General features: G+C 52.8%; 22 protein-coding genes and 1 pseudogene. 12 read left to right on the top strand and 11 right to left on the bottom strand.

The window, feature by feature from the left end; all coding sequences use genetic code 11:
- Window positions 1-243 precede the first annotated feature (243 nt).
- The 3 genes from ACQ4M4_RS20150 (at window position 244) to ACQ4M4_RS20140 (ending at window position 4,437) form a co-directional block, all read left to right on the top strand.
- Complete coding sequence (locus ACQ4M4_RS20150; RefSeq protein ID WP_430686253.1) at window positions 244-1,284, top strand: sulfite exporter TauE/SafE family protein; 1,041 nt, start codon at window positions 244-246, stop codon at window positions 1,282-1,284.
- Window positions 1,285-1,618: 334 nt separating this feature from the next.
- Window positions 1,619-2,083 carry a carboxypeptidase regulatory-like domain-containing protein gene (locus tag ACQ4M4_RS20145; RefSeq protein ID WP_430686252.1) on the top strand — a complete coding sequence of 155 codons (465 nt, stop codon included), beginning with the start codon at window positions 1,619-1,621 and terminating at the stop codon, window positions 2,081-2,083.
- 269 nt (window positions 2,084-2,352) lie between these two features.
- Window positions 2,353-4,437 (top strand): DNA polymerase III subunit gamma/tau, encoded by a 2,085-nt coding sequence (locus tag ACQ4M4_RS20140; protein ID WP_430686251.1) that lies wholly within the window; start codon window positions 2,353-2,355, stop codon window positions 4,435-4,437.
- A gap of 184 nt (window positions 4,438-4,621) precedes the next feature.
- On the opposite strand, the gene ACQ4M4_RS20135 is transcribed toward ACQ4M4_RS20140, so the two are convergent.
- From ACQ4M4_RS20135 to ACQ4M4_RS20125, 3 genes are all read right to left on the bottom strand, one after another.
- Window positions 4,622-5,554, bottom strand: coding sequence for a S1 RNA-binding domain-containing protein (locus tag ACQ4M4_RS20135; protein WP_430686250.1), 933 nt, complete (start codon window positions 5,552-5,554; stop codon window positions 4,622-4,624).
- 163 nt (window positions 5,555-5,717) lie between these two features.
- On the bottom strand, window positions 5,718-6,464 hold the full coding sequence (locus ACQ4M4_RS20130; RefSeq protein ID WP_430686249.1) for a dienelactone hydrolase family protein: 747 nt from the start codon (window positions 6,462-6,464) through the stop codon (window positions 5,718-5,720).
- Between the two features lie 179 nt (window positions 6,465-6,643).
- Window positions 6,644-8,062 (bottom strand): NADP-dependent isocitrate dehydrogenase, encoded by a 1,419-nt coding sequence (locus ACQ4M4_RS20125; protein WP_430686248.1) that lies wholly within the window; start codon window positions 8,060-8,062, stop codon window positions 6,644-6,646.
- A 728-nt stretch (window positions 8,063-8,790) separates the two neighbouring features.
- On the opposite strand from ACQ4M4_RS20125, the gene ACQ4M4_RS20120 reads away from it, so the two are divergent.
- The 5 genes from ACQ4M4_RS20120 (at window position 8,791) to ACQ4M4_RS20100 (ending at window position 12,413) form a co-directional block, all read left to right on the top strand.
- A complete protein-coding gene (locus ACQ4M4_RS20120) occupies window positions 8,791-9,477 on the top strand; it encodes a response regulator transcription factor (RefSeq protein ID WP_430686247.1) in 687 nt (228 codons plus the stop codon).
- Between the two features lie 64 nt (window positions 9,478-9,541).
- A complete protein-coding gene (locus ACQ4M4_RS20115; RefSeq protein ID WP_430686246.1) occupies window positions 9,542-10,324 on the top strand; it encodes a GUN4 N-terminal ARM-like repeat domain-containing protein in 783 nt (260 codons plus the stop codon).
- A 15-nt stretch (window positions 10,325-10,339) separates the two neighbouring features.
- Complete coding sequence (locus tag ACQ4M4_RS20110; RefSeq protein WP_430686245.1) at window positions 10,340-11,071, top strand: phytanoyl-CoA dioxygenase family protein; 732 nt, start codon at window positions 10,340-10,342, stop codon at window positions 11,069-11,071.
- A gap of 241 nt (window positions 11,072-11,312) precedes the next feature.
- On the top strand, window positions 11,313-11,465 hold the full coding sequence (locus tag ACQ4M4_RS20105; protein ID WP_430686244.1) for a hypothetical protein: 153 nt from the start codon (window positions 11,313-11,315) through the stop codon (window positions 11,463-11,465).
- A gap of 549 nt (window positions 11,466-12,014) precedes the next feature.
- The gene (locus ACQ4M4_RS20100) at window positions 12,015-12,413 is read left to right on the top strand and encodes a tetratricopeptide repeat protein (RefSeq protein WP_430686243.1); all 399 of its coding nucleotides are present in this window, start codon (window positions 12,015-12,017) and stop codon (window positions 12,411-12,413) included.
- A 44-nt stretch (window positions 12,414-12,457) separates the two neighbouring features.
- Here the strand turns inward: ACQ4M4_RS20100 and ACQ4M4_RS20095 are convergent, their stop codons facing one another.
- The 6 genes from ACQ4M4_RS20095 to ACQ4M4_RS20070 all read right to left on the bottom strand — a co-directional run bounded on the left by ACQ4M4_RS20095 (window position 12,458) and on the right by ACQ4M4_RS20070 (window position 19,368).
- Entirely contained in the window at window positions 12,458-13,291 is an 834-nt protein-coding gene (locus tag ACQ4M4_RS20095) for a hypothetical protein (RefSeq protein ID WP_430686242.1), read from the bottom strand.
- 93 nt (window positions 13,292-13,384) lie between these two features.
- Window positions 13,385-13,531 (bottom strand): hypothetical protein, encoded by a 147-nt coding sequence (locus ACQ4M4_RS20090; RefSeq protein WP_430686241.1) that lies wholly within the window; start codon window positions 13,529-13,531, stop codon window positions 13,385-13,387.
- A 670-nt stretch (window positions 13,532-14,201) separates the two neighbouring features.
- A complete protein-coding gene (locus ACQ4M4_RS20085) occupies window positions 14,202-15,593 on the bottom strand; it encodes a malic enzyme-like NAD(P)-binding protein (protein WP_430686240.1) in 1,392 nt (463 codons plus the stop codon).
- A gap of 96 nt (window positions 15,594-15,689) precedes the next feature.
- Window positions 15,690-16,556, bottom strand: a complete 867-nt coding sequence (locus ACQ4M4_RS20080; protein ID WP_430686239.1) for a transglutaminase family protein — start codon at window positions 16,554-16,556, stop codon at window positions 15,690-15,692.
- Window positions 16,557-16,908: 352 nt separating this feature from the next.
- Window positions 16,909-17,865 (bottom strand): alpha-E domain-containing protein, encoded by a 957-nt coding sequence (locus ACQ4M4_RS20075; protein ID WP_430686238.1) that lies wholly within the window; start codon window positions 17,863-17,865, stop codon window positions 16,909-16,911.
- A 72-nt stretch (window positions 17,866-17,937) separates the two neighbouring features.
- Window positions 17,938-19,368, bottom strand: a complete 1,431-nt coding sequence (locus ACQ4M4_RS20070) for a circularly permuted type 2 ATP-grasp protein (RefSeq protein WP_430686237.1) — start codon at window positions 19,366-19,368, stop codon at window positions 17,938-17,940.
- Between the two features lie 143 nt (window positions 19,369-19,511).
- Here ACQ4M4_RS20070 and ACQ4M4_RS20065 point away from each other — a divergent pair, with 143 nt between their 5' ends.
- From ACQ4M4_RS20065 to ACQ4M4_RS20055, 3 genes are all read left to right on the top strand, one after another.
- Window positions 19,512-20,165, top strand: a complete 654-nt coding sequence (locus ACQ4M4_RS20065; RefSeq protein WP_430686236.1) for a zinc ribbon domain-containing protein — start codon at window positions 19,512-19,514, stop codon at window positions 20,163-20,165.
- Between the two features lie 486 nt (window positions 20,166-20,651).
- Window positions 20,652-21,143: a DUF4168 domain-containing protein gene (locus ACQ4M4_RS20060; RefSeq protein WP_430686235.1), complete on the top strand. Its 492-nt coding sequence runs from the start codon at window positions 20,652-20,654 to the stop codon at window positions 21,141-21,143.
- A 4-nt stretch (window positions 21,144-21,147) separates the two neighbouring features.
- Window positions 21,148-21,408 carry a hypothetical protein gene (locus tag ACQ4M4_RS20055; protein WP_430686234.1) on the top strand — a complete coding sequence of 87 codons (261 nt, stop codon included), beginning with the start codon at window positions 21,148-21,150 and terminating at the stop codon, window positions 21,406-21,408.
- A 179-nt stretch (window positions 21,409-21,587) separates the two neighbouring features.
- On the opposite strand, the gene gyrA is transcribed toward ACQ4M4_RS20055, so the two are convergent.
- Window positions 21,588-24,221 carry a DNA topoisomerase (ATP-hydrolyzing) subunit A gene (gyrA, locus tag ACQ4M4_RS20050; protein WP_430686233.1) on the bottom strand — a complete coding sequence of 878 codons (2,634 nt, stop codon included), beginning with the start codon at window positions 24,219-24,221 and terminating at the stop codon, window positions 21,588-21,590.
- Between the two features lie 302 nt (window positions 24,222-24,523).
- A complete protein-coding gene (locus ACQ4M4_RS20045) occupies window positions 24,524-25,822 on the bottom strand; it encodes a glutamyl-tRNA reductase (RefSeq protein WP_430686232.1) in 1,299 nt (432 codons plus the stop codon).
- Window positions 25,823-26,383: 561 nt separating this feature from the next.
- On the opposite strand from ACQ4M4_RS20045, the pseudogene ACQ4M4_RS20040 reads away from it, so the two are divergent.
- Window positions 26,384-26,494 (top strand): annotated as a pseudogene (locus ACQ4M4_RS20040) (photosystem II q(b) protein); the annotation flags it as partial.

The following is a 26,494-nucleotide window of genomic DNA, read 5'->3' as shown; positions in this document are numbered from 1 at the left end:
CTGCGTCAACCCTAAAAATTTTGAGCGGATCGGGGTTGAGCAGAGATGAAAGAAACAGCATCACATTGTCATCAGTCTGTCACTGCCAGCGTCTAAAATTTTTGAAGGCTTTTAGAAACATTCCTTAAGGTCAACGCATGAACTTCGGTAATCGATGCGTTGCTGGCTTCAGGAGCGAAGCATTCGATTGAACAAACTGTGCGATCGCCATTCACTTCGCAACCATGCAGTAGGACGGTAGACATGACAGGTAGGGAAAATCTAATGGGAATTCGGGGCGTACAGTGTCTAGCGCTGACAACGATGTTGTGGGGGCTATGGCAGCAGATGGCGATCGCCCATCCGGGGCACGCCAACCCCGATTTGGTGCATTTGCTCCAGGCCGAGCAACCTTTAACTCCTGGATTGATGGTGGGTGGACTGGGTGTGGCGATTGCCTTTGGAGCTGGACATGCGTTGGCTCCTGGCCATGGCAAAACCCTGGCGGCGGCGTATCTGTTGGGAGAGCGGCAAACGCCCTGGCATGCGATCGCCCTGGGGCTAACCACAACCATCACTCATACGGTGGGGGTGTTTGGGCTGGGGGCAATCGCGCTGCTAGCTGCCCATTGGGGTTGGGGCGATCGCATCTATCCTGTGTTGAGTACAGCCAGCGGCATTTTGGTATTGGGTTTGGGGGTGTGGCTCCTGGCTCAGCGGCTCAATGGTTTGGATAGCAATCATGGCGATGCACACGCGCTCCATCCGCATGGCCATCATCACGAGCACCCGCAGAAACATCCGCATGACCACCCACAGAAAACCATGCAGGAACATTCACACGAACACCCGCACGAGCACCCGCATGACCATCATGGATACCATCCCCCTGCTCATGCCCACGGCCATACTCACACCCATCTGCTCTTTCATGCCCACACGCATGACCACCATCATGACCACCATCATGACCGTGGGCATGATCTGGCAGGCTCCGGCCCAATCCAACGGTCGGGGGTGCTGGCGCTGGGGATTGCCGGGGGATTGGTGCCCTGTCCGTCGGCGCTGGTACTGTTGCTAACGGCGATCGCGCTGCATCGCACGGCCTATGGTATGGCCTTGGTAACCGCCTTTAGCCTGGGGTTAACGTTGGTGCTCGTTGGGTTGGGGCTGAGTATTGTGTACTCTCGCCAATGGCTGGATAAGTTGCCTCAGGCTCATCCCGCCGTTCGGTATTTGCCGATTGCCAGTGCCGTTTTTATGATGGCGGTTGGTGCCATATTGACGGCCCGCGCGGTCGTGTAACAGGGGCGCTCCAAATTCAGTTGCGATTTGATGATAAATCAGAACGAAATGACAGGCTAAAATCAGGTCAGTTTAGCAAAAGACCCCGTATCGATTAGTCCACCTGTATCGATTAGTCCAATAGTCCAAATCGATCAAGACTGAATCAACATTTTTGGCTTAGGGAACCGGGCGATCGCTATATTTATCGACGTGTCTGCTGATTGAATGGATTGCGAACCGATAGTTCTATCCACAAGCTGTCCACGAGCTTTTCATCAACGGGTTTGATTGCATTCACCTCATCTCGGTTTCCAATCTCGATTTCTATTGGTTCTTTTCTGGAGAAGATGACATGAAAACGCTGCTGGTTGTTTTTTCTTTGGTGTTGAGTGTGGTGCTGTTTCCTGCAAGCGCTTTGGCTCATGGAATGTGGACAGAGTACCAAGTTGACAATGCCGTGCTGGAACTGACGGCGGTATTTAGCACAGGCGATCGCTTTGAAGGCGCCAAAGTTGAAATTTATGCACCCAACAATCCCGACCAGCCGTGGATGGAAGGCGTAACCGACGCCGAAGGAAACTTTGCCTTCACACCGGATACGGGCCTAGAGGGAGATTGGAAAATTCGGATTGGCGAAGGCGACCATGGCGATATTTTACAAGTGCCTGTCACTGAAGCTGGAGTTGACGAGCAGCTGATTAGCCAAGCTCCCTATGATGCGCCCCATCGCTGGATGAAGCAAATGACAGTTGCAAGTTTGGCGTTTGGCAGTGGGGTTGGCTCAGCGCTGTATGGTCGCCGTTGGTTTCGGTTTTAGGCCCAATTCCATCTAGCTCAACAAAAACTCGGTTCTAGGAGCCAAAAGGGGCGATAGTTGTGGGGAATCCCCATGGCGATCGCCCCTTTTGGCTCCCCAACCTGGGATTATGACAAGAACTCTTGTTGGCACCAGCCTGAAGGTTTGGGGTTCACATCTCTAGATCATCACCACAGGTTGCTGTGGATCGTCCATCCACACTCACTAGTTCATTTGTTTTTATCATGAATCGCTTACCCTAGTAAATAGCGACTCTGGCTGCTTCCTCTATGTCCTACGAACCGCTGCACCATAAATATCGCCCCCAAACATTTGCAGAACTGGTGGGCCAAGAAGCGATCGCCACCACGCTATCGAATGCGTTGCGGCAGCAGCGGATTGCGCCCGCCTACCTGTTTACCGGAGCACGGGGGACCGGCAAAACGTCGAGTGCGCGCATTTTTGCGAAGTCGCTGAACTGCCAGAGCCAGGATGTACCCACAGCAGAGCCATGTGGCCACTGCCAAATTTGCCGCGATATTACCCGTGGGGCCTCGCTGGATGTAATTGAAATTGACGCAGCCAGCAATACCGGGGTCGATAATATTCGTGAATTGATTGAACGAGCGCAGTTCGCTCCGGTGCAGTGCCGCTACAAGGTTTACGTCATTGACGAAGTTCACATGCTCTCGAATGCGGCGTTTAATGCGCTGCTAAAAACGCTGGAAGAGCCGCCCGATCGGGTGGTGTTTGTGCTGGCAACGACCGATCCGCAGCGGGTGCTCCCCACCATCATTTCACGCTGCCAACGGTTCGATTTTCGTCGCATTCCGCTGGAGGCAATGGTGCGTCACCTGGGAGCGATCGCCCAAAAAGAAGCGATTTCCATTGTGGATGAGGCGCTGCAGCTTATTGCCCAAATTTCGCAAGGGGGATTGCGGGATGCGGAAAGTTTGCTAGATCAGCTGAGCTTGCTGGAGGGCGACATTACCACCGAGCGCGTGTGGGATTTGGTGGGGGCCGTGCCCGAGCGCGATCTGCTGGGGCTAGTGCAGGCGATCGCCCAGTCTCAGCCCGATGCCATGCTCGACTGTGTGCGCCGACTCATGGATCGAGGTCGTGAACCGCTGATTGTCCTCCAAAATCTCACCAGCTTCTACCGCGACTTAATGATTGCTAAAACGGCTCCCAGCCGTAGCGACTTGGTGGCCATTACAACCCCAACCTGGGCGGCCATGTGTGAGCTAGCAGCAACGCTGCCCATGGATCTGCTCCAGCACAGCCAAAAGCATTTGCAAGATCACGAGATCCAGGTCCGCAATAGTTCGCAGCCCCGCCTCTGGCTAGAGGTGACGCTACTGGGATTGCTGCCTGCGGCTGGAGATGCGGCGACGTATGCTCCCGTGGCGATCGCCACACCAGCCATAACTGCTTCTCCATCGGTCGTCACTCCAGCAGCGACTCAATCAGCAGCGGCTCAACCTGTGGCACCGCCCGCTCCTGCCCCAACGAATGACGCCTCTGCTTACCGAGCCGAGCCAGCACCCACAAAAATCGAGGCGATCGCCCCACCCCCTTCCATTCCCGAATCTGTACCTGCACCAGCAGTCCCAACCCAACCTGCTCCTGCCCACCCTCCAACCCCTGCTCCCAGTACGGCAACTGCGGCTCCTGCCCAACCTGCCCCTGCTGCCAGCGTCAACCTAGACCAAACGTGGCAAGAGGTGCTGTCCCTGGTGCAGCCCTTTTCTACCCAAACGATGCTGCGTCAGCAGTGCCGCCTGCTGGCATTTAACGGGAAGGAAGCTCGCATTGGCACCATGTCTCAGCCGTTGTTCAAAATGGTGCGAGACCGCATGCCCAATATTGAAACGGCGTTCAAAACGTTGTGCCAGCAGCCTGTACAGGTAAGCCTGGAAGTGGTGTCGGTCGCCGAAGCCACCGAGGCCGCCGTTACCCCACGGCCCCAACCGCAGGCAACTCAAGCCCACAGCGCGATCGCCCCATCGCCAGAGCCCGTTGCCCATCCGGTTTCCCATGCTGCCAATGGTGCTGCAAGTGCCCCTGTGGCGACGCCTGCCTTACCCGAACCGATCCCAGAATCGGTGTCAACTACAGCAGCAACCGCACCTCCGCCGGCTCGGCCCATGCCTACCATGCAGCCACCAACTCCCAGTGCGATCGCAGATCCCATCGCCCCATCGCCCATAAGCTGGGTTGAAGAAGATGAAGTGCTGAAAGCGGCCAAGAGCTTTGCAGAAATGTTTAACGGGCAAATTGTGAATCTGGACGGCGGCGGGGATGACCTGAGCAGCGCTACCCTGGCCTCGGATGTGGATGACGTAGATGACGATGATGACGACATCCCGTTCTAGCGCACGATGCTGGGTTAAATAGCGCTAGAACGCTCGCTGTGCTTATCGATTTTTGGGGGTGCAGCGGGAAACCAAGGCACAATGCGAATGCGATCGCCACACTCTGCCCAAAAAATTAGCCGCACCTTCCGTATGTCATAGCACGGAGAGTGCGGCAATTTGGATAATGTCGGTTAGCTAGACGTTAGTCTGCGTCTGGGGTAGCGTCGGGCTCTGGGGTGGCCTCGGCCTCAGGTTCCGGTTTCGATGCTGCTGCTGCATTTTGTTCCGCTAGCTTTTGCATACGAGAGTCGGCCTCGGCCATCACCGCATCGCGGTTATCTAGCATTTCGCCGGGATAGGTTTCCAGCACCTTGGTGGATAGAGAAACCCGCCGCTTCACTTCGTCTAAATCAACCACCACGGCTTTGACAGGTTGCCCCACCTCAAACAGCTTGTCCAGCGAGGAAACATAATTCTTGCTGATTTGGTTGATGTGCAACAGCCCCGATGCGCCATCAAAATCAACAAATACGCCAAAGGGGCGAATGCTGGAGACCTTGCCCGAAATGAGTTGACCAACTTCAATTTGGCTCAGGCTGGCGGCCTGCGATGCCAACCGCTGCGACAACACCAGTTTTTTGGCGCTTTGGTTCACCTCTAGCAAAGTCACGGTGAGGGCTTTGCCCACCAGCGCCTCCAAATTGTCACGATCGACCAGGTGCGATCGCGGAATGAACCCCCGCAACCCATCCAAATCGACGGTCACGCCGCCCTTGTTCACTCCGCTCACGCGCACCCGCAGCGTTTTGGGGGTGTCTTGCATTTCGGCAAGTTCTTCCCAGCGTTGTTTTACTTCGAGCTGGCGCAGCGATAGAGCAACCTGTCCCTCCGCGTTTTGCTCCCGAATGATGAGAAACTCGCGCGGCTCACCCAAGGGCAGGGCCTGAGTTATGTCATCGATCCATCGCATTGACACTTCTTCGTTCGGCAAAAAGGCTGCCGATTTACCGCCAATATCAACCAGAATTCCATCGGATTCATAGCTAAATGGCGTGCCTCGAACAAGCTGGCCTTTGCTGAATTCGTAGTTGTGTTGCTCAAGCGCTTTTGCAAAATCGTCTAGAGAGAAGGACAAGGCAACCTCCCAAAACAGTGCCAAATATCGCCCATCTATGGGTTGGGCTTATCTAGTGTAAGCAATTCTTGCGGGTTCAACACCACCTTGGGGCAATTCTTTAACGCGATCGCCCCCTATCAGGTGTTTGATCCTGGAATCGAAGTTTACCCGACGAGGAACCTTAAAGCTTAGGCGGCGATTGACCCAAAACATCATGGAACAGCGTTTCCACCCGTTGCCATGCATCCTCAGCAGAAGCCGCATCGTAGCTGGCGCGGCGATCGCAGCAAAAGCCATGTTGGGCACCAGGATACTGAAAGATGCGGTGCGACACCTGGTTTTGCTGAAGCGCCAGCTCAATCTCGGCAATGTGCTCCGGCGGAATGCTGGGATCATCGGTGCCAAAGAAGGCGTAGAGCGTGCCAGCAATGCGCGGTGTGTAGGTAATCGTTGGGGCTCCATTGCCAGGACACCAGGTGGGAATGCCTGCCCCGTAAAACGAGGCGGTTGCCTTGATTTGCGGCAAGGTCGCGGCCAAATACGCCACATGCCCCCCAAAGCAAAATCCAATACAGCCAATCGCCTCTGAACGAACGTTGGGCATGTGCTGCAAATAGGCGATCGCGGCGGTTAGGTCGCTGAGCAGCTGGTCAACATGGGTTTGCTCCTTGTACTTGCGACCCAGCACCACATCCTCGGGACTGTAGCCAATTTCAAACCCAGGAGCCTGCCGCTGATAAATCGCGGGGGCGATCGCCACATAGCCCATGCTAGCCACCCGCTCGGTCACCTCGCGAATGTGAGCATTCACCCCAAAAATTTCTTGAATGACGATCACAGCAGGAAACGCCCCCTCGTCAGTCGGCTGTGCCAGGTAGGCATCGATTTGCAGATCGCCGTTTGGGATGGTGATGTGGCTGGTGTGCATAGACTAGGGACTAGGGGTTGGGATTTAGGGGCTAGAGTAGTGGGTGGGCGGTGCTCAGCAGGTAGACGGCTGCGCCTTAGAAACGGGGTTTGGGGGGTGTCGCGCCAATGGCAATTCTAAGGGGTGGAATCGAAATTGGCGCGATCGCACATCACAACACTTGCATGACTAAAGCATCATTAAAAGTGCTGAATGATGGCCTCTGCAAATTCCGAGCACTTGAGCGGTTCGACATGGGGCTCCATCAAGCGGGCCAAGTCGTAAGTAACCTGACCGTTGGAAATCGCAGCTCCGATTCCTTTCTTGATCAGGTCGGCAGCCTCTTGCCAGCCCATGTATTCCAGCATCATTAACCCCGACAGAATGACTGAACCGGGGTTAATGCGATCCAGTCCGGCGTGCTTGGGTGCGGTGCCGTGGGTCGCCTCAAATACGGCACACTCATCGCCAATGTTTGCTCCTGGCCCCATGCCCAAACCGCCAACAATTGCCGCTGCCGCATCCGACAGGTAGTCGCCATTCAGGTTCATCGTCGCCAAAATGGAGTACTCATCAGGACGAGTCTGAATTTGCTGGAAGATGCTATCGGCGATGCGATCGTTCACCATCACCTTATCCTTCCACTGCCCGTTGCCGTGGGTAACCCAAATGCTATCCAATACAGCCTTCACTTCATCGCAAATTTGCGCTTTCTTTTCAGGGGTCAGGTTATCGTAGCCGGGGTCGATTTGGCGCGCGTTGTCTTCAATGCTCAGGTCTGGATTTTTTTCCTTATTCCCCAAAATCCAGGATTCGCGCTCGGTCACGCACTCGTTGCGAAACTCGGTAACGGCTAGCTCGTAGCCCCAATCCCGAAATGCGCCTTCGGTGTACTTCATAATGTTGCCCTTGTGCACCAGGGTCACCATTTGCTTGGCTTTGGGCAGGCGCAGCGCATGGCGCATGGCCCGACGCACCAATCGTTGCGATCCGGTTTTGCTGATGGGCTTCACGCCAATGCCAGCATCCAACGGAATGCGCTTTTTGCCGTGCTCCGGTGTGGCAGGAATCAACTCTTCGTTGAGGTACTTAATCAGGCGATCGCCCCCTTCGCTGCCCTGCTTCCACTCAATTCCCAGGTAAATGTCTTCGGTATTCTCCCGATACACAATCACATCCAGTTTTTCGGGTGTTTTGTGAGGGGAGGGGGTGCCCGCATAGTACTTGCAAGGACGAACGCAGGCATACAGGTCAAAAATTTGCCGCAAAGCCACGTTTAGCGACCGAATGCCGCCCCCCACAGGAGTCGTCAACGGGCCTTTAATCGCTACCTTGAACTCGCGAATGGCGTTCAGCGTATCCTCTGGCAGGTATTGGTAGGTGCCGTACTGCTCGCAGGCTTCGTCTCCAGCGTAAACCTTGAACCACACAATCTTGCGCTCACCACCGTAGGCCTTGGCAACGGCAGCATCAAAGACCTTTTGAGCCGCTGGCCAAATGTCAACTCCGGTACCGTCTCCACGAATGAACGGCACAATGGGATCATTCGGTACAACAGGTTCGCCGTTTACAAACGTAATGCGGGATCCTGCTTCGGGAGGAATGATTTTTTCGTACATATGGCGCGAGCTCCTGGGCGAAAGATGTTAGCCGGAAAAAATCATAGCTTCAAACTTAAGGAATTGTGTAATTTTGAAGGTAGGCAGGGCTAGATGCGAATACTGGCAAGGCATCTCAACTTTTCACCTATCATCCTGGAGGCGGGGGCCAGAAATTTTAGAAATTTAGAACAAGGTTTTTAGCCTTACGCTATGGTTAATCATCTAGAATTAAGCTAATTAGCTGGAATTTGAGGAGAATCCTCTATTCACTTAGTGATGTTTGGCTCATGAAGCCCCTTGCTTATCGGCTTGTATGAATCAATGTTCTAAGTACGAAATCCTATAAAGTTCGTCTGTAGTAATTCATTTTTGATAGAGCGTTACGCCTTAAAGTTTGATTGCATGAACGATTGGGTGAGGTAGAGAGCGACAAAGACCTTTAGGGAACACTAAAAGTTCTTAAGATTGCCAATCTATGTTTAGTTTTGAAGCGCTAGCAGCTTGGATGATGTGTGAAGATGCCAACGCATGAAAAACTTGCAAGATACCTTAGAAGTTGAAGCAGAAATCTGGGTTCGCTTTTTCTTGGAGATGTCTCGGTATCCAGGACAGCTTTATCATTCATTTAGATAGTTTTCCAGCGATCGCCCGCTTTTATCTGTTATCTCTTTAACTTTATTCTGTTAAAAGAATCAACCCAGTTTGGTTTAGTTCAGTTCTTTGTTCTTAGAGTTTGGATTTTTTTAATGAAGAAGGTTTTGCTAGTTGATGACGATGTAACTCTACGTACAGCGCTTACACGTTATCTGCAAAATCGAGGTTATCTGGTGTACGAAGCCACCTCTGGAGAAGATGGATTGACCGCATTTGAGTCTGATCCGCCAGATGTGGTCGTTTCGGACGTGATGATGTCGGGCATGGATGGGTTGGAATTTTGCCGTCGCCTGCGTGAGTCGCGGGTGGGCCAGCTGGTGCCGTTCATCTTTTTGTCAAACCGGAATGACGTGCAGGATCGGGTGCAAGGCCACCAAACAGGTGCAGATGATTACTTAGGCAAGCCCTTTGAGCCAAAAGAGCTGCTGGCCAAAATTGAGGCTCAAATTGAGCGATCGCGCCGGATTCATACCGAGATTGTGCGGCTCATGCAGCAGGCCGTCCCGGCTGCAGATACCAAATCGGGCACGAAGGCCGTCACGCCCCAACCATTGCCACTCACCCCAGCAGAAGAAAAAGTATTTTGGGAAGTGATTCGCGGCAAAACCAATAAACAAATCGGCGATCGCCTATTTGTGAGCCCCCGCACCGTGCAAACCCACCTCAGCAATATCCTCGGCAAACTCGGACTAGAGAACCGATCCCAGCTCATTCGCTATGCCTTTGAGCGGGGCTATCGCCTACCCGATGACCCCCAAGAAGACGGAGAAGAGTCTTAGAAAATCCGTGAAACGGCAACATCTGCCGCTAAAGTGAGAATGAGACCTTTTGTAACTCGTATTCATGGATGACGTGCAAACCAACCTGAATCAGTCGCCTGCCAGTTCCAATGCTGCTTCAGTTTCTTCACCTGCCGAGTTTATGGCAGATTTTTTTGCACGCCTGCAATCCGAATCTGAAAAGAATCAACTCCAACTGGTGCAAGAGCTCGCCAACAAGGGAGATTCGGGGTTGGAGGTTTTGATGACCTGGCTGCAAGAGCGGCGTCACTCCGCAGCGGGCTTTAGCCCATCCATGGTGGATGGCAAAGTGCATCAGCTACTAATGGCGGCCAATAGTCCGGCCACTCAGTCTTTTTTAGAAACGCAATTGGCAGACGGGTTAGCTCCATGGCGATCGCAAAGCGGAGTTGACTTTGCTCTGCTGGCGCAGTTGCTAGCCAAGCAAGAATACCAAGCAGCCGACAAACTGACGCTAGAGCTGATGTGCCAACTTGTGGGCGACACAGCGTTACAGCGGCGGTGGATTTACTTCACCGAGGTCGATAAGCTATCGGTGGCGGATCTGCGCACAATTAATACCTTATGGCTGATCTACTCCGAGGGTCGGTTTGGGTTTTCAGTACAGCGCGATTTGTGGCTGAGCACGGGCCGAAACTGGGAGCGTCTGTGGGAAATGATCGGCTGGAAGCAGGGCATTAACTGGACTCGCTATCCCGGCGGGTTTACCTGGAGCTTAAACGCTCCGCGAGGTCACTTACCCCTGTCGAATCAATTGCGGGGAGTGCGTTTCATTGCGGCGTTGTTTTCCCATCCAGCTTGGCTAAAAGACACGCCCAGCGAGTAGGGTGTGCAACCGCGCGTGAATCAGCACGAACGCTATTTATTTGATGTGCAAGGCTATGTGGTGGTGCCCCATGCGATCGCCCCCCATCACGTACAAGTCTTGAATGAGCTGCTAAATCAGCACATTGCCCTGTGCAATGGTGGCGATCGCCCCTGGCTACGGTTCAACCACCTGTTGTCCTGGGGAGAGCCATTTCACGCATTGATAAACCATCCTTGGGCCATGCCTTATTTGGAAGCGCTGCTGGGTCCGGGCTTCCGATTGGATCATGAGTATGCGCACATCATCCAGCAGCCTGGGTCCGGGCCGATTGGCAGCCACTTGCATGGTGGTGGCACCCCCTACGATCCCTGCCAGTACTACCACGTGCAAAACGGGCGCATGTATAACGGCTTGGTGGCGATCGCCTACCATTTGACAGACGTAAAACCTGGAGAAGGCGGGTTTGGCTGCATTCCCGGTAGCCACAAAAGCCAGTTTCCCCTGCCGAGCGACTGGCGCACTCTGGAACATCCACCAGAGTGCGTCCGAGAGATTTCTGGCCCAGCGGGAACGGCTATCATTTTTACCGAAGCACTGACCCACGGTACACTGCCCTGGCGCGGAACTGGCGATCGCCGCACCTTGTTCTATAAATATTCGCCTCGGCCCAGCGCATGGTCGCGTCACTACTACACCGCAGAGCAGTTTCCATCGCTAACAGAAGAACAACGCCGTCTGCTCAAAACTCCCGGTATCTATCCCTAAAAAAAACAGTCCAGAGGAAAAACAGGTGTACCCCTTACAGCAGGCAGAGACCATTATTGTTCTACGGATCTACCACTAGAGCGATCGCCAAGCCCACGAGGATCAATCTTTTTTGAACGTCAGTTTCGGTTAAGGGCTTTTCTGAAGTTTGCGCGGCGCGCAAACTTCAGAAAAGCCCATTTTTGCGTGCGCAACGCGCACGCAAAAATGGGCACTTCAGCTTATCCAAAACTCAGGTTTTTTGAGCACTCTGGCTGAGCAATGGGTCTCCCAAAAGACCATCACCAACCAGCACACGATAGCACTCGGTTTTGAAGGGTTGAAGCGGGTTCTGAGCGCAGGGCGATCGCTCACGCCCGATCAGCTTGCTTCTTGGCGAGCGGTCAGCCGCTGAATTAACATCAGGTGCTTCAAACCCCACAGCTTTGTTTCAAAAAGTTGAATAAAAATGACAGGTGTTCCAAGATACCAGCCTCGACGCTTGGGCTGTATTTTTACAGACTTTTCTAGAACTCAAGTTTCAGGATTAATCACGCAGTTTTCTGGAAATCAAAGGCTTTTCAGCCGAACAATTCCTAGAAATAGCATCGTTGAGCAAACCATGAGATGTAGCAATTACATCCTATATTTGTGGGCGATCGCTGGAGAGGGTTTGACCCATCAGCGCGCCTGTCTCAAAAGGTAGATTCGTCTTGTATGATTCATGGGGCATGATGTAGCGGATTCTATCCCTCTATAAATCTGCCGGCCCATTCAGGGAGACAAGAGGTTTGCCTCTTCGTCAACCTTCGATGTTTCCCTCTTCTACCGAGCAGAGATGGCTGGAGTGAGTGTGTTCTTGTGTTGCGTACGCCAAAACTGTCGGTTTGATATGACAAAGGTTGGGGCGTGCATTCTGCTACTTCTGCATTTGCCACCAAAGAGTTTCGGGGAGCGCTAACCCATGGACACGAAAACTAGCTCAGATTTCACTCAGCCCACACTAAACTCATCAACACTGGGGCTAACCACAGCTCAAAAAGACCGCGCTCAGGGCCACTTTAAGCGTGCCCAAGATCAGTTCAAATTAAAGCACTACAACGAAGCAATTCAAGAACTGCGCGATGCAATTCAAATTGATGCATCGAACAGCGAGTATCATGCATGGTTGGCCAAAGTGCAGCTCAAGCGTGGATTGCTGGGCATGGCTACTATTAGCCTCCGTCAGGCATTGCGGCTAAACCCCAGCGATGCCGTGGCTTTGGAGTGCCAAAAGCAAATGGATGCCCAAACCAACCAGCAGCAAGCTCCCAAAACAAACCGCTCTAGCAACCTGCTGGGTGGTTTGTTTTCGAAAAAATAGCCTTTATTTAAGCTCGGAGCCTGCGTCCGAAGCATCCCTATCCCTTAGGGGGTAGGTGCATCCATGGTTGCTGGTACGGCTAGCACTGGGACTGGCGCAGGCTCGCTAGTCGTCGAATTGAGCCCTGATTGATTGGGCGACACGGGCTGCGATGGCGGGGCTGTGCCAGTGGCAGCGGTGGGTGCGATCGCAGGTATGGCGGGGGAAGCGGTAGAGCGGATGGGTGCGGTGCTGCTTTCAGACATACCCGCAGTCCCTAGAGAGCGATCGCTCTCTAGGGACTGATTTTGCTGAATTGCAGCTTGTAACGGATTGAGCCCTGCCTCCGTTGGTGAGCTGGCGTTCAAGCGGTTCGAGGCATCTATGGCAAACATTGGAACGGTGGGCGATCGCTCCTGAGACGCAAAATTTGCCCGACGACTCGATCGCTCCCCACTACCCGAACTGAATAAGCCTAAAATCTGCCCATTGGAAACAAATGGATTTCGAGAAGACGCAACGGTTTCATTTGGCAGCGTGGTTACTAAGGCAGCATTTCCCACACTAACCGCTGAGGGAGACGGAGCCGAGGATGGAATCGGCAACTTATCAGTCGAGGGTTGGGTAATGGGTGCAAACGGGAAGTTTAAAAGCGCTTCGATGTAGGGCTGCGAAGGGTTTGTCTCTGGGCCTTGTTCGCTAGAGGGAAGGGGAGAGTTGGCTGAAAAGGCTTGCGGCTCGGAAACCTGTGCGGCTCGGAAACCGCCTAATGAGGTGTAAGCCAGTAGGAACCCAACGATTGCCAGCGATGCGCTAGTAAATACCAGCGCCCCCTGTTGCTTTAAGGTGTGAAGCCTGGATTTGCGGGAACGAGTGCGAATTCGGTTGGCGTAGGGCATAGTCACCACCGTGGAGCTAGGTGAAGAGTTGGATTTAACGCTAACAGTGAACTCTTGTTTCAGTTGTATACAAAAAACCTTTTAGGAAATGAACTAGCTGCAGTTTGCAGGGTAATGAGACCAGTAGGAAGAGGGCGTTTGGCGAGCGATCGCAGATTCTTGTATCGCTGACAGAGCGATCGCCCACCCTTTGCCAACTATGCCAAATATTGGGATTTCCGGCTCGGGTGGGATAACCATGGCTTGTTCACAAGATCTCTCAGCTTGAGAGTGTTTGAAGCATCACCCAACTCTGCTCCATTGAAATCTCTCGCAGAGATCCTAAACGGATTTCACCAGCTTATCTGCTCTCACTGGGAACGCAAGCCCTTGTTGACTGACTTAATTTATTCTTTTTCTAATGTGTATCTAAGTTCGCATTGGCTTCGCGTTGGGAAAACCCCGCTGTTTTGCTTATGTTTCACAGCTGTGGATGGTTCTTGTCGAACATCACTGCTGTTTCCCAAAGCTCAAGAACCAACCATTGCGTCTAGATTGATGAGAGATAGACACGCATGAGTGGGATTGATAGCGGCCTGGATACCCAATGTTGAATTAAATGTTGATAGACCTCCTGCACGAATGCTTTTTTGAAGCATGAATTGGAAGCACGAAATGTTGTGCGGCGGAGTCGCGCAACATTTCGTGCAGCAGGCCCAATGGAAAACATCGAGCCTGCTCTAACCCAACGCAAAAAAAGGCTTTTGTGAGGTTTGCGCGGTGCGCAAACCTCACAAAAGCCCTTAACCAAAACTGACGTTTGCCCAGCAGGCTCGATGTTTCGAACCAGCGAATTTTAACTATCACTGAATGATTTGAAGATTCAGCGGCTCAGCACAGTAGCTAGGTAGTGTGAAAGGGCCAGTTGGGATTAGCTACTGGCCACGCCATCTTGCCGAGCGGCTCTCTGTACCGCAGCCGATACGGTCGGCACCACCCGCGAGTCAAAGACTGATGGAACAATGTGTTCGCGATCCAAATCGACGGGATTGATGAGGGAGGCGATCGCTCCAGCAGCTTCCAGGAACATGCTGGCGGTCATCGTAGCGGCACGGCAGTCGAGCGCCCCTCGAAAAATACCAGGAAATGCCAGCACGTTATTGATCTGGTTAGCATAGTCGCTACGGCCTGTGGCCATCACAGCAACCTCATCCATGACCAGCTCCGGCTGAATTTCGGGCACAGGGTTGGCCATAGCAAACACGATGGGGTTGGCCGCCATCGACTTCACCATGGCAGGAGTCACCACGCCAGGTGCACTCACTCCCAGAAAAACATCGGCAGACTCCATTGCATCTTTGAGGGTGCCACTTTTGGCGATCGCCAGGGATCGCTTTTGGGACGTGAGATCGGTGCGATCGGTACTCAGAATGCCTCGAGAGTCGCACATGCAAATTTTGGACGCTCCTGCCTTTTGCAGCAATTGGGCGATCGCCACTCCAGCTGCACCTGCTCCATTAATGACAATTTGCACGTCCTCCATCGACTTTTTCACCAGCTTCAGCGCATTGTAGAGAGCGGCCAGCGTCACGATCGCCGTGCCGTGCTGGTCATCGTGAAAAATCGGGATATCCAACTCTCGCTGAAGCCGTGCTTCGATTTCAAAACAGCGAGGCGCACTAATGTCTTCCAAATTGACACCCCCAAATACGGGTGCAATGTTTTTCACTGTTTCAACAATTTGGTCGGTGTCTTGCGTTGCCAAGCAAATGGGAAACGCATCAATTCCCGCAAATTCTTTAAACAGCATGGCTTTGCCTTCCATCACCGGCAGGGCACCGCCCGGGCCTAAGTTGCCCAGCCCAAGTACGGCGCTGCCATCCGTCACGATCGCCACAGTGTTGCTTTTAATGGTGAGGTTGTACACCTCTTCGGGCTTTTCGGCGATCGCCGTGCAAATGCGCCCAACGCCAGGGGTGTAGGCCATCGCCAAATCGCCCTGGTTATGCAGCGGTAGCTTGCTGGTGACGCTGATTTTGCCCCCCCGGTGCAGGTTAAACGTGCGATCGGACACGCTCATGACTCGAATATCGTCGAGCGCCTTGATAGCAGCCACAATGGTTTCAGCGTGTTCGGTGCTCGATGCATCAATCGTAATGTCTCGCACCAGCCATTTCATCGTCTGTTCAATCAGGTCAATTTGTCCAATATTGCCGCCAGCTTCACCAATGGATCGAGTGAGTGCGGCGAGCTGCCCCACTTGATTGGGCAACTCTACTCGCACCGTCAAACTAAAGCTGGGGTTCGGTGTCAAACTGACCATAAATCTACTCGCCTTGTGTAAAGAGACTGATGAAAGTGAAGAGAGAATCTCACCGTTGAGCCTATGATCTTACCGCTCAATGTGCTGTCCGTTGCGCTACGGCATGGGGTCGATCGTGAGCTTGTAACTCATGTGAGATTGGACTCCCATTCCAGTCTTAAGATGCCCTGTCATGGGTGCAGTTTCGCGAGAGCTAGGAGCCGCAACCAGGGCAATATGGCGATCGCCCACAGCTAGCGCCTGAGTAGGGTCATATCCACGCCACCCGGCTCCGGGTAAGTACACTTCAACCCACGCATGTAGGTGTCGATCTTCCCAGTCAGGATCTCCCTCCTGGTAGCCACTCACAAATCGCGCCGCCAAGCCAACTGCTCTGCACACCTCGGCAAACAAAATGGCAAAATCGCGACAAGAGCCACTTTGATTTTTCCAGGTAATGCTAGGGGGCAGTGGGTCGCCCGTTTCGCGAATGGTGTACTGGCAGGTGCGGTGAATGCGCTGGCTCAGTTCCCATAAAAAGGTGATAGGGTTACCCGCCGTTTTATACAGCAGCTCATGGCCTAGCTCAATGGCAACGGGGTCGAGCGTGGGCAAGTTGCCAGCGCCACCTCCTAAGTAGGGCTGTAGCCGAGCTTGTAGGGTCGATGAATAGTTGAACGGCAAATGGTTGGCGGTTGGGTCGAGCAAGAAGTTAAACGGATTGGTACGCCAGGTTTCCACTTCGGATTGAACGGTGACGCTAAAGTGGTCGAGCGGCTCATCATCAAAGTAGAGATGCAGTAAGTTGTTGCCGTCGAGGTCAACCCAGTCGGTAATGCGAGTTGGCTCCGGGGTGACCTTCAGGTCAAATCGGTGGAGGGTTTGCGTCACATCGCAGCGGGGTCGCAGCCGCACGATGTGGGGAGCCAGCGTAACAGGACGCGTGTATTGGTAGGTGGTGGTGTGAGTGATGGAATATTTCATGCAGGTTGGGGGGTGATGCGTGAATGCCAGCAGCAGTTTAATAGACGTGAGGGGTTGAGACACTCATACAAGATGAGGATTTTTGCGGTTCTGATATGGCGAATTCGGGCGATCGCGCCTCATCCTGAATCCATCGTTCAGGCCCGTTGAGCGTACAGGCATGGGATCGAGCTCGCTAACCTCATCCATAAGAATTCATTAGAATTCATTCACGCTCGCCAATCACCAAACCAATTCTTGTCGAGGCTAATTTAGGCTAAGTCTTGGATGCCCCTCATTTACGAGTCTTGAATAAAAGCATGGTTTGGGTGGACAGGCGAGGCTCGCGCCCTCCGAAATCATGCCCTCACTATCAGGAACTTTGGTGAAGCGGCTGTAACGCAAAAAAGGTTTCGTGAATCTTTTTGCCAATGGTGTTGAGCGAAATCTGGGTTTGATCCAGAAATTCATGCAAACCCTGGTTCATCATTTCCTCAATGGTGATGTAATCCAGCTCAGCTCGAAGGCGACCCAGCGATCGCTCAACAGGATTACTCCACATCCCTGCTGTACAGCCTGTAATGCAATGGAGCGATCGCTCTGCCTGCAATAGGCAAAACTGCACCGAGCGTGGAAACTCCCGATCCAACACCAAAAACGACGCCACTTCCTTCGGCGAAATGCGATGCTGCCGTTTGCGATACATCTCATAGCCACTGGCCGACTTCAGCAGCGCAATCCACTGCAAGTCATCTAGAGGTGTACCCACATCCCGCACCGACGGCAGCAGAATAAAGTACTTCACATCCAAAATGCGCGCAGTTTTGTCGGCCCGTTCCAGCATGCGCCCCATTTCACCAAAGTGCCAGCCCTCGTTATGCGACATCGTTGCGTGCATGATGCCAGCAAACAGGTGACTCGCCATTTTAATTTCGGTAAAAAATGGCGAGAACTGCGAAATTTGCCCCTGGCTGGCATTTTTCACCAGCATATAAAAGTCATTGACCTGCTCCCACATTTCCGATGAAATAATTTCGCGGACGCTGCGAGCATTCTCGCGGGCAAGCCGCAGGCACGACAGGATGGAGTTGGGATAGGTGGTATCGAAGGTGAGAAATTGAATCACTTTCTCAGCGGTCGCGTCGCCATAGTGCTCTTTGAAAAACGCTTGATCCCCGGTTGTGTACACCAAAGGCTCCCATTGCTGCCCGGTGCCCGATGGCGAATCGAGCGACAGAATGAGATTGACATCAATGAAGCGGGCAATGTTTTCGGCTCGTTCGACGTAGCGATTAAGCCAAAAGATGGATTCTGCAACGCGGCTAAGCATGGAGACAAGGTCACGTAAGGGACGGAAAGCGATGAGGGGGGGTGGGTTGAGGGGCTTAGGTTAGCCCGCAGGCTAGGCGATGACCCAGGTATCTTTGCCGCCGCCGCCTTGAGACGAGTTCACCACGAGCGAACCCTTGCGCAAGGCCACCCGGGTAAACCCACCCGGATTGACGTACACATCCTGTCCATACAGGATGTAGGGGCGCAAATCGACGTGGCACCCTTCAAATGAGTCGCCAATGAGGGTTGGGGCTCGTGACAGGGTGAGGGTGGGCTGGGCAATATAGTTGCGTGGATTTGCCCGAATGCGATCGCCAAAGTCGGCCCGTTCGGCATCTGTTGCATGGGGGCCAATGAGCATGCCATAGCCTCCCGACTCGTTAGCCGCCTTCACCACCAGCTGATCCAGATGGTTCAGCACATAGTCCTGATCATGGGGTTCCCAGCACAAATAGGTCGGCACATTGGGGATAATCTGCTCTTCGCCCAGGTAGTACTGCACCATTTTGGGCACGTAAGCGTAGATCACCTTGTCATCGGCAACGCCTGTGCCGGGGGCATTGGCCAGGGCAACGCGCCCCTTGCGGCACACCTCCATCAGCCCTGGCACTCCCAGCATGGAATCTGGGCGAAAAGCCAGCGGATCAAGAAAGTCATCATCCAATCGGCGATACACCACATCAACTCGCTTTAGCCCCTTGGTGGTGCGCATTTGCAAGTAGCCGTCGGCCACCACCAAATCGCGCCCTTCCACCAATTCCACCCCCATTTGCTGGGCCAAAAAGGAGTGCTCGAAGTAGGCGGAGTTGTAGACGCCAGGGGTCATCACCACAACGGTGGGATCGGGCAGACCTGAGGGAGCCAAATTCAGCAACGTTTCCAACAGTTGACTGGGGTAGTCATCGACTGGCTTGATGCTCATTTGGTTGAACACCAACGGAAAGGTGGTCTTCATCACGCGGCGATTTTCGAGCACGTAGGATACGCCAGAAGGGCAGCGAAGATTGTCTTCTAGGACGTACCACTGACCGTCGCGATCGCGCACCAGATCGGTTCCTGTAATGTGGCACCAAATTCCTTGGGGGGGCTTTAGGCCAATACAGGCTTCCAAAAAACCTTTGGAGGATTTGATGACTTCTTCGGGAATCACCCCATCCTTTAAGATTTTTTGATCATTGTAAATGTCATCTAAAAACAGATTGAGCGCCCGAATGCGCTGTTTAAGCCCACGTTCGAGCCATTGCCAGTCGGGTGCCGACACAATGCGAGGAATAATATCGAACGGGAGAATACGCTCGGTGCCTTGGCTATCGCTGTATACGTTGAACGTAGCACCGAGCTTAAATAAAGCGTTTTGGGCAGCGTCTTGCCGCTGCTTGAGATCGTCAATGCTCAGGGATTGGATGCGCTCGATGAGGGGGGCGGCTTCGGGCCGAGGTTGCCCTTTCGCCTCGAACAGCTCATCGTAAAAGTCTCCGGGATCGTAGTTAAAGATAGACACAATGAAACCAGCAAACTGGTAAACAACGGAATCGAACCAGGGAAAATCTGTTGATATAGAAGATATGGAAGAGGAAGGATGAGATGGCGATCGCCACTCTAACCTCAGCGCGAGTCTCAAAATAGGGTACTAAACCCTACACTATGAGCAAAGCCGGGACTGCAATCGGTTACAAGGACTACAATCTACCGCTTGAGGATGGAACAATGGCATATCATGCAGCGCTGGGACCGGGTGCCCAGCTGTGGGTGCAGGCTCTAGAAAACCAAACCCTGTTAACGTTGCTTCATCAAAGTGCAGGCCAACAGCAAGCACAGTCTACTCAGTTAGAAACGGGTGAGTGGATGTTGCCACCGAGTTTGTTTCAGGTTGCAAATGGCTATGTGCTGCGTCTAGAGGCGCAGCAAGGACAATGGTTTGTTCTCATTCAAGCCAGCAGTTTGCAGGTGTTGGCCACGCCACCCTCTCTCACCAATGCCGTGGCGATCGCCCTTACCCCCACAACCGACTCGGAGTCCGAAGTTGCAGAATCAACCACAGGCTCTTCTTCCACGGGAGCCACACCGCTAAAACCAATGGAACCCATGCAGCCCCTACCACCGCTCAAAATGGGAAACATGAGCATGAGCCAAAACCCCATGCGAATGCGAATGGGAGAGATGGAGCTCACGATGGGAGAGTCCAATGCTCAACCTTCGACTCAACGCTTTTGTCCGCAGTGTGGCACTTCGGTAAATCTGGGCGATCGCTTTTGTGCCCAGTGTGGACATCGATTAGCCGAAATTAGCCAGGGATAAGCAACCCCATGGATTCGCCAGATCTGGAAACACAAGAGAAACACCCCTTGCATTAAACCAATGGATGAGCCATTGAAGCTGTCACCTGAAGCCGTCATCCCAATCTGCCCTAGGCCAAGCTGAGTTTCAATTTCCGTTCCGAACGAATTAATATTTTTTATAGCCTCTCAGCCGACCCTGCCAACGTTAAAACTTGCGAGGGCGATCGCTCGTTCCCATGCTTACAACCCTTATGCGGATTGGCATAGCCCTTACGAGTAAACCAGCAACAGTCTTCAGTTTGAATAGCCAAGCACCGCTTTCAAGTGAGGATAATTTCTCTATCATAATTTTGAATTGATGAATCCCCCAGATAGAGAATTGTGGTCAAATAAGAAGGGAATTTTTCGATTTTTTTGGAACTTCATGCACCTAAAATAATTCAGAATACTCAGATACCTACAACAGTCAGTCTTTCAAAATTTCTAAGGCTTGTTCAAAATTGCCATGATTCACTTGACTTCCTCGGTGACCAAAACAGCAAAACGCTTGGCTCTTCGCTTACTCATGGCAGGGGCTCTATCGACAGCAGGCGTGGCCGTTGGTCTTGCTCCTAGTCTGCACGCTTCGTCGATCTCTGAAGCATTCAGCACTTCGGCTGTGGCGCAGGCTGTTTCCGATGCCCAAATTCAAAGCTATGCTCGCTCTGTACTGGCGATCGAAGATTTGCGTCGTACAGCCTACGAAACCATTGAAGGAATGTTGGGTTCTGGTCGGCCAATGCCCAATATTTCATGCAACCAGCGCGATAGCTTGAATAGCCTCTCTCGGCAGGCTCGGCGTATTGCCGTGGACTATTGCACCAATTCAATTCAGGTGGTGGAACGGTTCAATCTGTCGATTGAAGATTTCAACCGAATCACAGCAGAACAACAGCGCGATCGCGCCCTAGCCGATAAAATTCGAACTGAGTTAGTGCGTCTGCGGCAAAACCGATAGTCTTATGCCCCGATTCAACCCGTTTAATCTACAAGCCCAAATCTCTCGAATGTTCGTTGAGGGACAGTCCTTCTTCGCCACAACTCGAGTGCAAGACTGGCTGCGTGAGCATAACGAAGACCCCAATGATTACGACATCACGTTCCACCAAGAGCCTGCGCCTCCTGGCTCTGGGCTGGTGTTGATGGTGCGGGTTGAGCTACGTCGAAAAGATGGACAACCCGTTGCAGACTGGCTCCAACAGGAACTCGATCAGTTCTCATAAATTTCATCGTTTGTGCGCTTCACAGGCTGTGCGACCACATGCCCAGCTACGTTCTGAGAAGTCAAGAACCAGAATAGCCTACACACACTTCTCCATTCATCAAAAAACCCACAGCAGACACTTATTGGTATTGTCTGTTGTGGGTTTCTTGCAAAACGATAGAAATCAGCTACGGCTTGTTATACCTCTTCGACTTCAGCCGCATCGCCATCGGCCTCCTCGCCTTCTACTGCAGGGGGAACTAGGGCTACAGCTGCGATCGCATCATCTGGATCAAGTCGCTGCACCCGTACCCCTGTAGCAGCACGGGATTGGCAGGAAATTGCGTTAACCGCTTGGCGAATAATGACCCCACGATTGGTCACGATCATCATCTCGTCCTGCTCATTTACAATTCGCAAGGCGGCTAACTGATCATTGGCTTGGCGAAACTTAATGGCACGCAAGCCCATGCCCGCTCGGTTTTGCAATCGAAACTGGGCGATCGGCACACGCTTGCCCAGGCCACCCGTTGTCACCACCAATACCCACGGCCCCTGAGTATTCGTAGGCTCCAAATCGGCTTCTTCTGCGGTTTCCAGATCGGCCTCCACCGCCACGGCATCGGCACCGTTATCCCCAGCATCAGCATCACCCGCCACACTGGCCACCATATCAGCAATCTGGCTTGGCAAAATGTCCATACTAATGAGCTCATCCCCCTCGCGCAACGCCATCGACTTAACGCCACGCGTAGGCCGCCCGAGTGGACGCAGCTGCTCATGGCTCGCTCGAAAGTGAATCGTCATCCCGTTGCGCGAACCAATGATGATGCTGTCCGCGACCCGAGCTAACCGCACCCAGCGCAGCTGATCGGATTCCTCCAGCGAGATTGCGATCAAGCCATTGGCCCGGATGTTGCTAAATGCAGCGAGTGCCGTCTTTTTGATGAAGCCCTTTTGGGTCAGCATCACCAGATACTCATCATCCGAAAACTCTGAAACTGGCACGATAGAGGTAATTTTTTCTTCGTGAGATATCGGCAATAGCTGCACGATGGGTACGCCGCGCGAGGTGCGCGATCCCGTAGGAATTTGGTATGCCTTGAGGCAATAGGCCACTCCCCGCTCGCTAAAAAACAGCACGCTGTCGTGGTCGTTGCAGGATAAGAAATGATCGACCCCATCTTCCTCTTTCATACGGGTGCCCACTTTGCCGCGAGTGGCGCGGTTTTGCACCTCAAACACACTAACGGGCATGCGCTTGATATAGCCTTGCTCAGTCAGCAAAATGATGGCCTGTTCGTTGGCAATCAGGTCAATATCTTCGAGTTCGCCATCAGCAGGCTCAATCACCGTACGGCGCGGGTTGGCATGGGTTGCCTTGAGTTGCTCTGCCTCTTCTCGAATGATCTGGAGAATGCGCTCACGACGGGCCAAAATATCTTGTAAATCTGCAATCTTGAGCTGTAGCTCGTCGTGCTCTTGGTGAATCTTTTCTGCTTCGAGGGCGGTCAAGCGACGGAGCTGCATTTGCAAAATCGCATCGGCCTGGACTTCCGACAGGCTATAGGATGCAACCAGCTCTTGCTTGGCGGTCGGGGTATCTGCTGCCCCCCGAATGATGGCAATGATCCGGTCTAGATTTTCCAGGGCAATTAGCAAGCCTTGGAGCAGGTGATCCCGCTCTTCGGCCTTGCGCAACTCGTAGCGCGTACGGCGGGTAATGGTTTCAATCCGGAAGTCGAGGAATACTTCCAGCGATTGCCGCAAGCTCAACAGCTGAGGTTCACTGTTCACCAGGGCCAAGGCATTGACCCCAAAGTTGGCCTGGAGTGGGGTTTGCTTGTACAGGTTGTTGAGCACAACACGGGGATAGGCATCGCGCCGCAGCTCAATAACGATACGCATACCGTCGCGATCGCTCTCATCTCGAATATCCGAGATCCCTTCCAACCGCCGCTCATTCACCATTTCAGCAATCTTTTCAATGAGCGCGGCTTTATTGGTTTGGTAGGGTAGCTCAGTGACAATGATGGCTTCCCGATCAGGCTGGCCTCGCCGCTCCATCGTTTCAATACGGGCGACACCGCGCATCGTAATAGAGCCCCGACCCGTGGTGTAGGCTTCGCGAATACCACTGGTTCCCAGAATGATCGCCCCTGTGGGAAAGTCTGGCCCAGGAATGTACTGCATCAGCTCCAAATTGGTTAGGTCAGGGTTATTGATTAATGCAATCACCCCATCCATTAACTCGCCCAAGTTGTGGGGAGGCATGTTGGTAGCCATGCCCACAGCAATACCCGACGAGCCATTCAGCAACAGCTGGGGGACCCGGGCGGGAAGCACTAACGGTTCCTGTTGCGAACCGTCGTAGTTATTGCCAAAATCAACCGTCTCAGACTCGATATCGCGGAGCAGCGCATCGGTGGTAATAGGGCGCAGACGACACTCCGTATATCGCATGGCCGCAGGCGGATCGTTATCGACTGAACCGAAGTTCCCGTGACCATCCACCAAGGGCGATCGCATGGAAAAGTCCTGAGCCATCCGCACAAGGGCGTCATAAACTGCCGTATCACCATGGGGGTGATACTTACCAATCACGTCCCCGACGACACGCGCACACTTACGAAAGGGGCGATCGGGTGTGAGACCCAGTTCATGCATAGCGTAGAGAATGCGTCGATGAACGGGCTTGAGCCCATCTCGCGCATCGGGGAGCGCCCGCCCTACAATCACGCTCATGGCGTATTCCAGGTAAGACCGGGACATCTCTGTGCGTAGATCGGTGGGCACAATCCGGTCTTGGGGCGACTCCTGGGAAAAAGTCATAAGGATAAAAACTCCAGCGTGAGGGGTTCGAGACGGAACGCTGACCAGCTTCGCGATAGTGCGCTTGAACTGCTAGCCCCGGCTTGCATCATCGATGCAACTGCCTGAACTGATACGTTGCCAATCTGCCGAAATCCTTGTCAGGCAAGGATTTTGAGTTCTCAAATTTTAACACAAAGATGCACCCTTTGGGTGCTGCTCCTGTTGACAGGTTGTGCAGGCAAACCCAAAAGGTGCGAACCCTAAGGATACTGATTGGCGTTGACCAATCGATGGATTGGAACAGGAAAGTCTCGACGAATCTAACTGTACTGCTGGCTCGATTGTGCTTCAGCTTCCAGGTTGAACAGGGTTTTAAGGGTTTCCATAGCTCGACGACGAGCTTCAATATCCTGTTGAGCACGCAATTGAACCATCGGATCATGCAGGATCTTATTCACGATGCCCTTGGTCATGGCTTCAATCGTGGCTTGGTGCTTGTCGCCAAACTCAGCGCCTAAACGAGACATGGCCTTTTCTAGCTCTTGAGCCCGAATGGCTTCTACTTTGTCTTGTAGGCTACGGATTGTAGAAACCGTTTCGAGCGATCGCCACCAGGTATCAAACGTCTCAACTTCCTCATCGAGCAGCACCTCGGCTTCCATGGCCATTTGGCGACGGCTTTCCTGATTTTGAGCCACGACCGCTTTCAAATCATCCACGTTAAACGCATGCACATGGGGCAACTCGTTCACATCCGAGTCCACATTGCGAGGAACCGAAATATCAAACAACATGAGCGATTGTTCAGGCTTGGTCAGCGTTTCGAGCTTGGCTCGGTTTAGCAACGGCTCAGTCGAGGAGGTGCTGGTAAACACAATGTCTGACTCGGGCAGCACCTGCTCCAAATGCTCCATAGTGTACAGCTGTAGCGGAGTCTCTGCAAACTGCTTCGCCAGATCCTGGGCACCGCTCATAGACCGATTCACAATGGTGATGTGATTCGCCCCTTTGGCGAGCAAATGCTGAACCAGCAAACGCGCCATCTTACCCGCACCCAAAATACAGATACGGTGAGCCGACAGGCTGTCTACCTTCATATGGGCAAGTTCCACCGCAGCCGAACTGATGGACACCGCTCCGGTGCCAATGCTGGTTTCTGTACGAACGCGTTTACCCGCTGTAACCGCACTCTTAAATAAATGGTTCAAAATTCGGCCAATACCGTTGCACTGTTGGCCAACTTTGTGAGTGTGCTTTACCTGCGCCAAAATTTGACCTTCGCCTAGCACCAAGCTGTCCAAGCCCGCAGAGACGCGCATCAGGTGCATGACGGCATCTTGATGCAACAGCATGAAGAGATGCTGTCGGAGGTGATGAATAGGCAGTTTGCTGTGCTCCGACAAAAACTGAGTCACTTCGCGAATACCGCGATCGCTCTCCCCAGTCACAATGTAAATTTCAAGACGATTGCACGTGCTCAGAATGGCAGCTTCCTGAATATGAGGATAACTGCATAAATCGGCGATCGCAGCTTCCATCTGTGGAGTTGGAATGCTGAGTTTCTCCCTCACTTCAACCGGGGCTGTTTTATGGCTCAGACCCACGACAGCAATGTTCATAGTCCTCCCAACTTTCTCTCATAAAGCACGGTCGTCAGCGTGGAACCCGCCAGGCATGGACTTTTGGCCAAAACGACCATTCACCAACCGCAACGGAATTAGGACGAGCCGATGGATCGATTCATAAAGCGTTTCACGTCCTTCAGGTCTGTGACAAGACGGAAACAGAGTTTTAGAAAACAACAGATTCGAACTAAAGTCTATCAATTCAAGGTGACATGAATTTGCCGCGATCGCCCAAGCTCAAGCCCTTTAGCCCATAAATTTTTGTGAACGAGCCCTGCTCTCTCATGAACCGAAACGCTTTACAAACATCGCCTTAAGCCATTTGGCTCAAGAAATTGTTAAGAAACTGAGACAAGACCTGGATCTCCACCTTCTAATTGATGAAGACTCTACAGTGCAAAAGCTTTGTTGGCAGGAGATTTGGCAAGCGTTACAAAAAATCTGAGGAATTACTCCGCCGATCTTTACAAAAGTCAACACATCCCTTAACATTTAGTTCAGTAGGTCAAACGCCTACGCCTAAGTTACTTGTAGTTAACAAGCACTCATCGAACTATGACAACTACACTACAGCGCGCTGAGCGCAATACCGTGTGGGAACAGTTCTGCAACTGGGTAACCAGCACCGACAACCGCCTGTACGTGGGCTGGTTCGGCGTGTTGATG

Origin of the sequence: Leptolyngbya sp. AN02str, from assembly GCF_050565595.1 — a bacterium.
Lineage (GTDB): Bacteria > Cyanobacteriota > Cyanobacteriia > Elainellales > Elainellaceae > Kaiparowitsia.
Note: the sequence above shows the minus strand (reverse complement) of the source record. Positions and strands in the feature narration are given on the sequence as shown.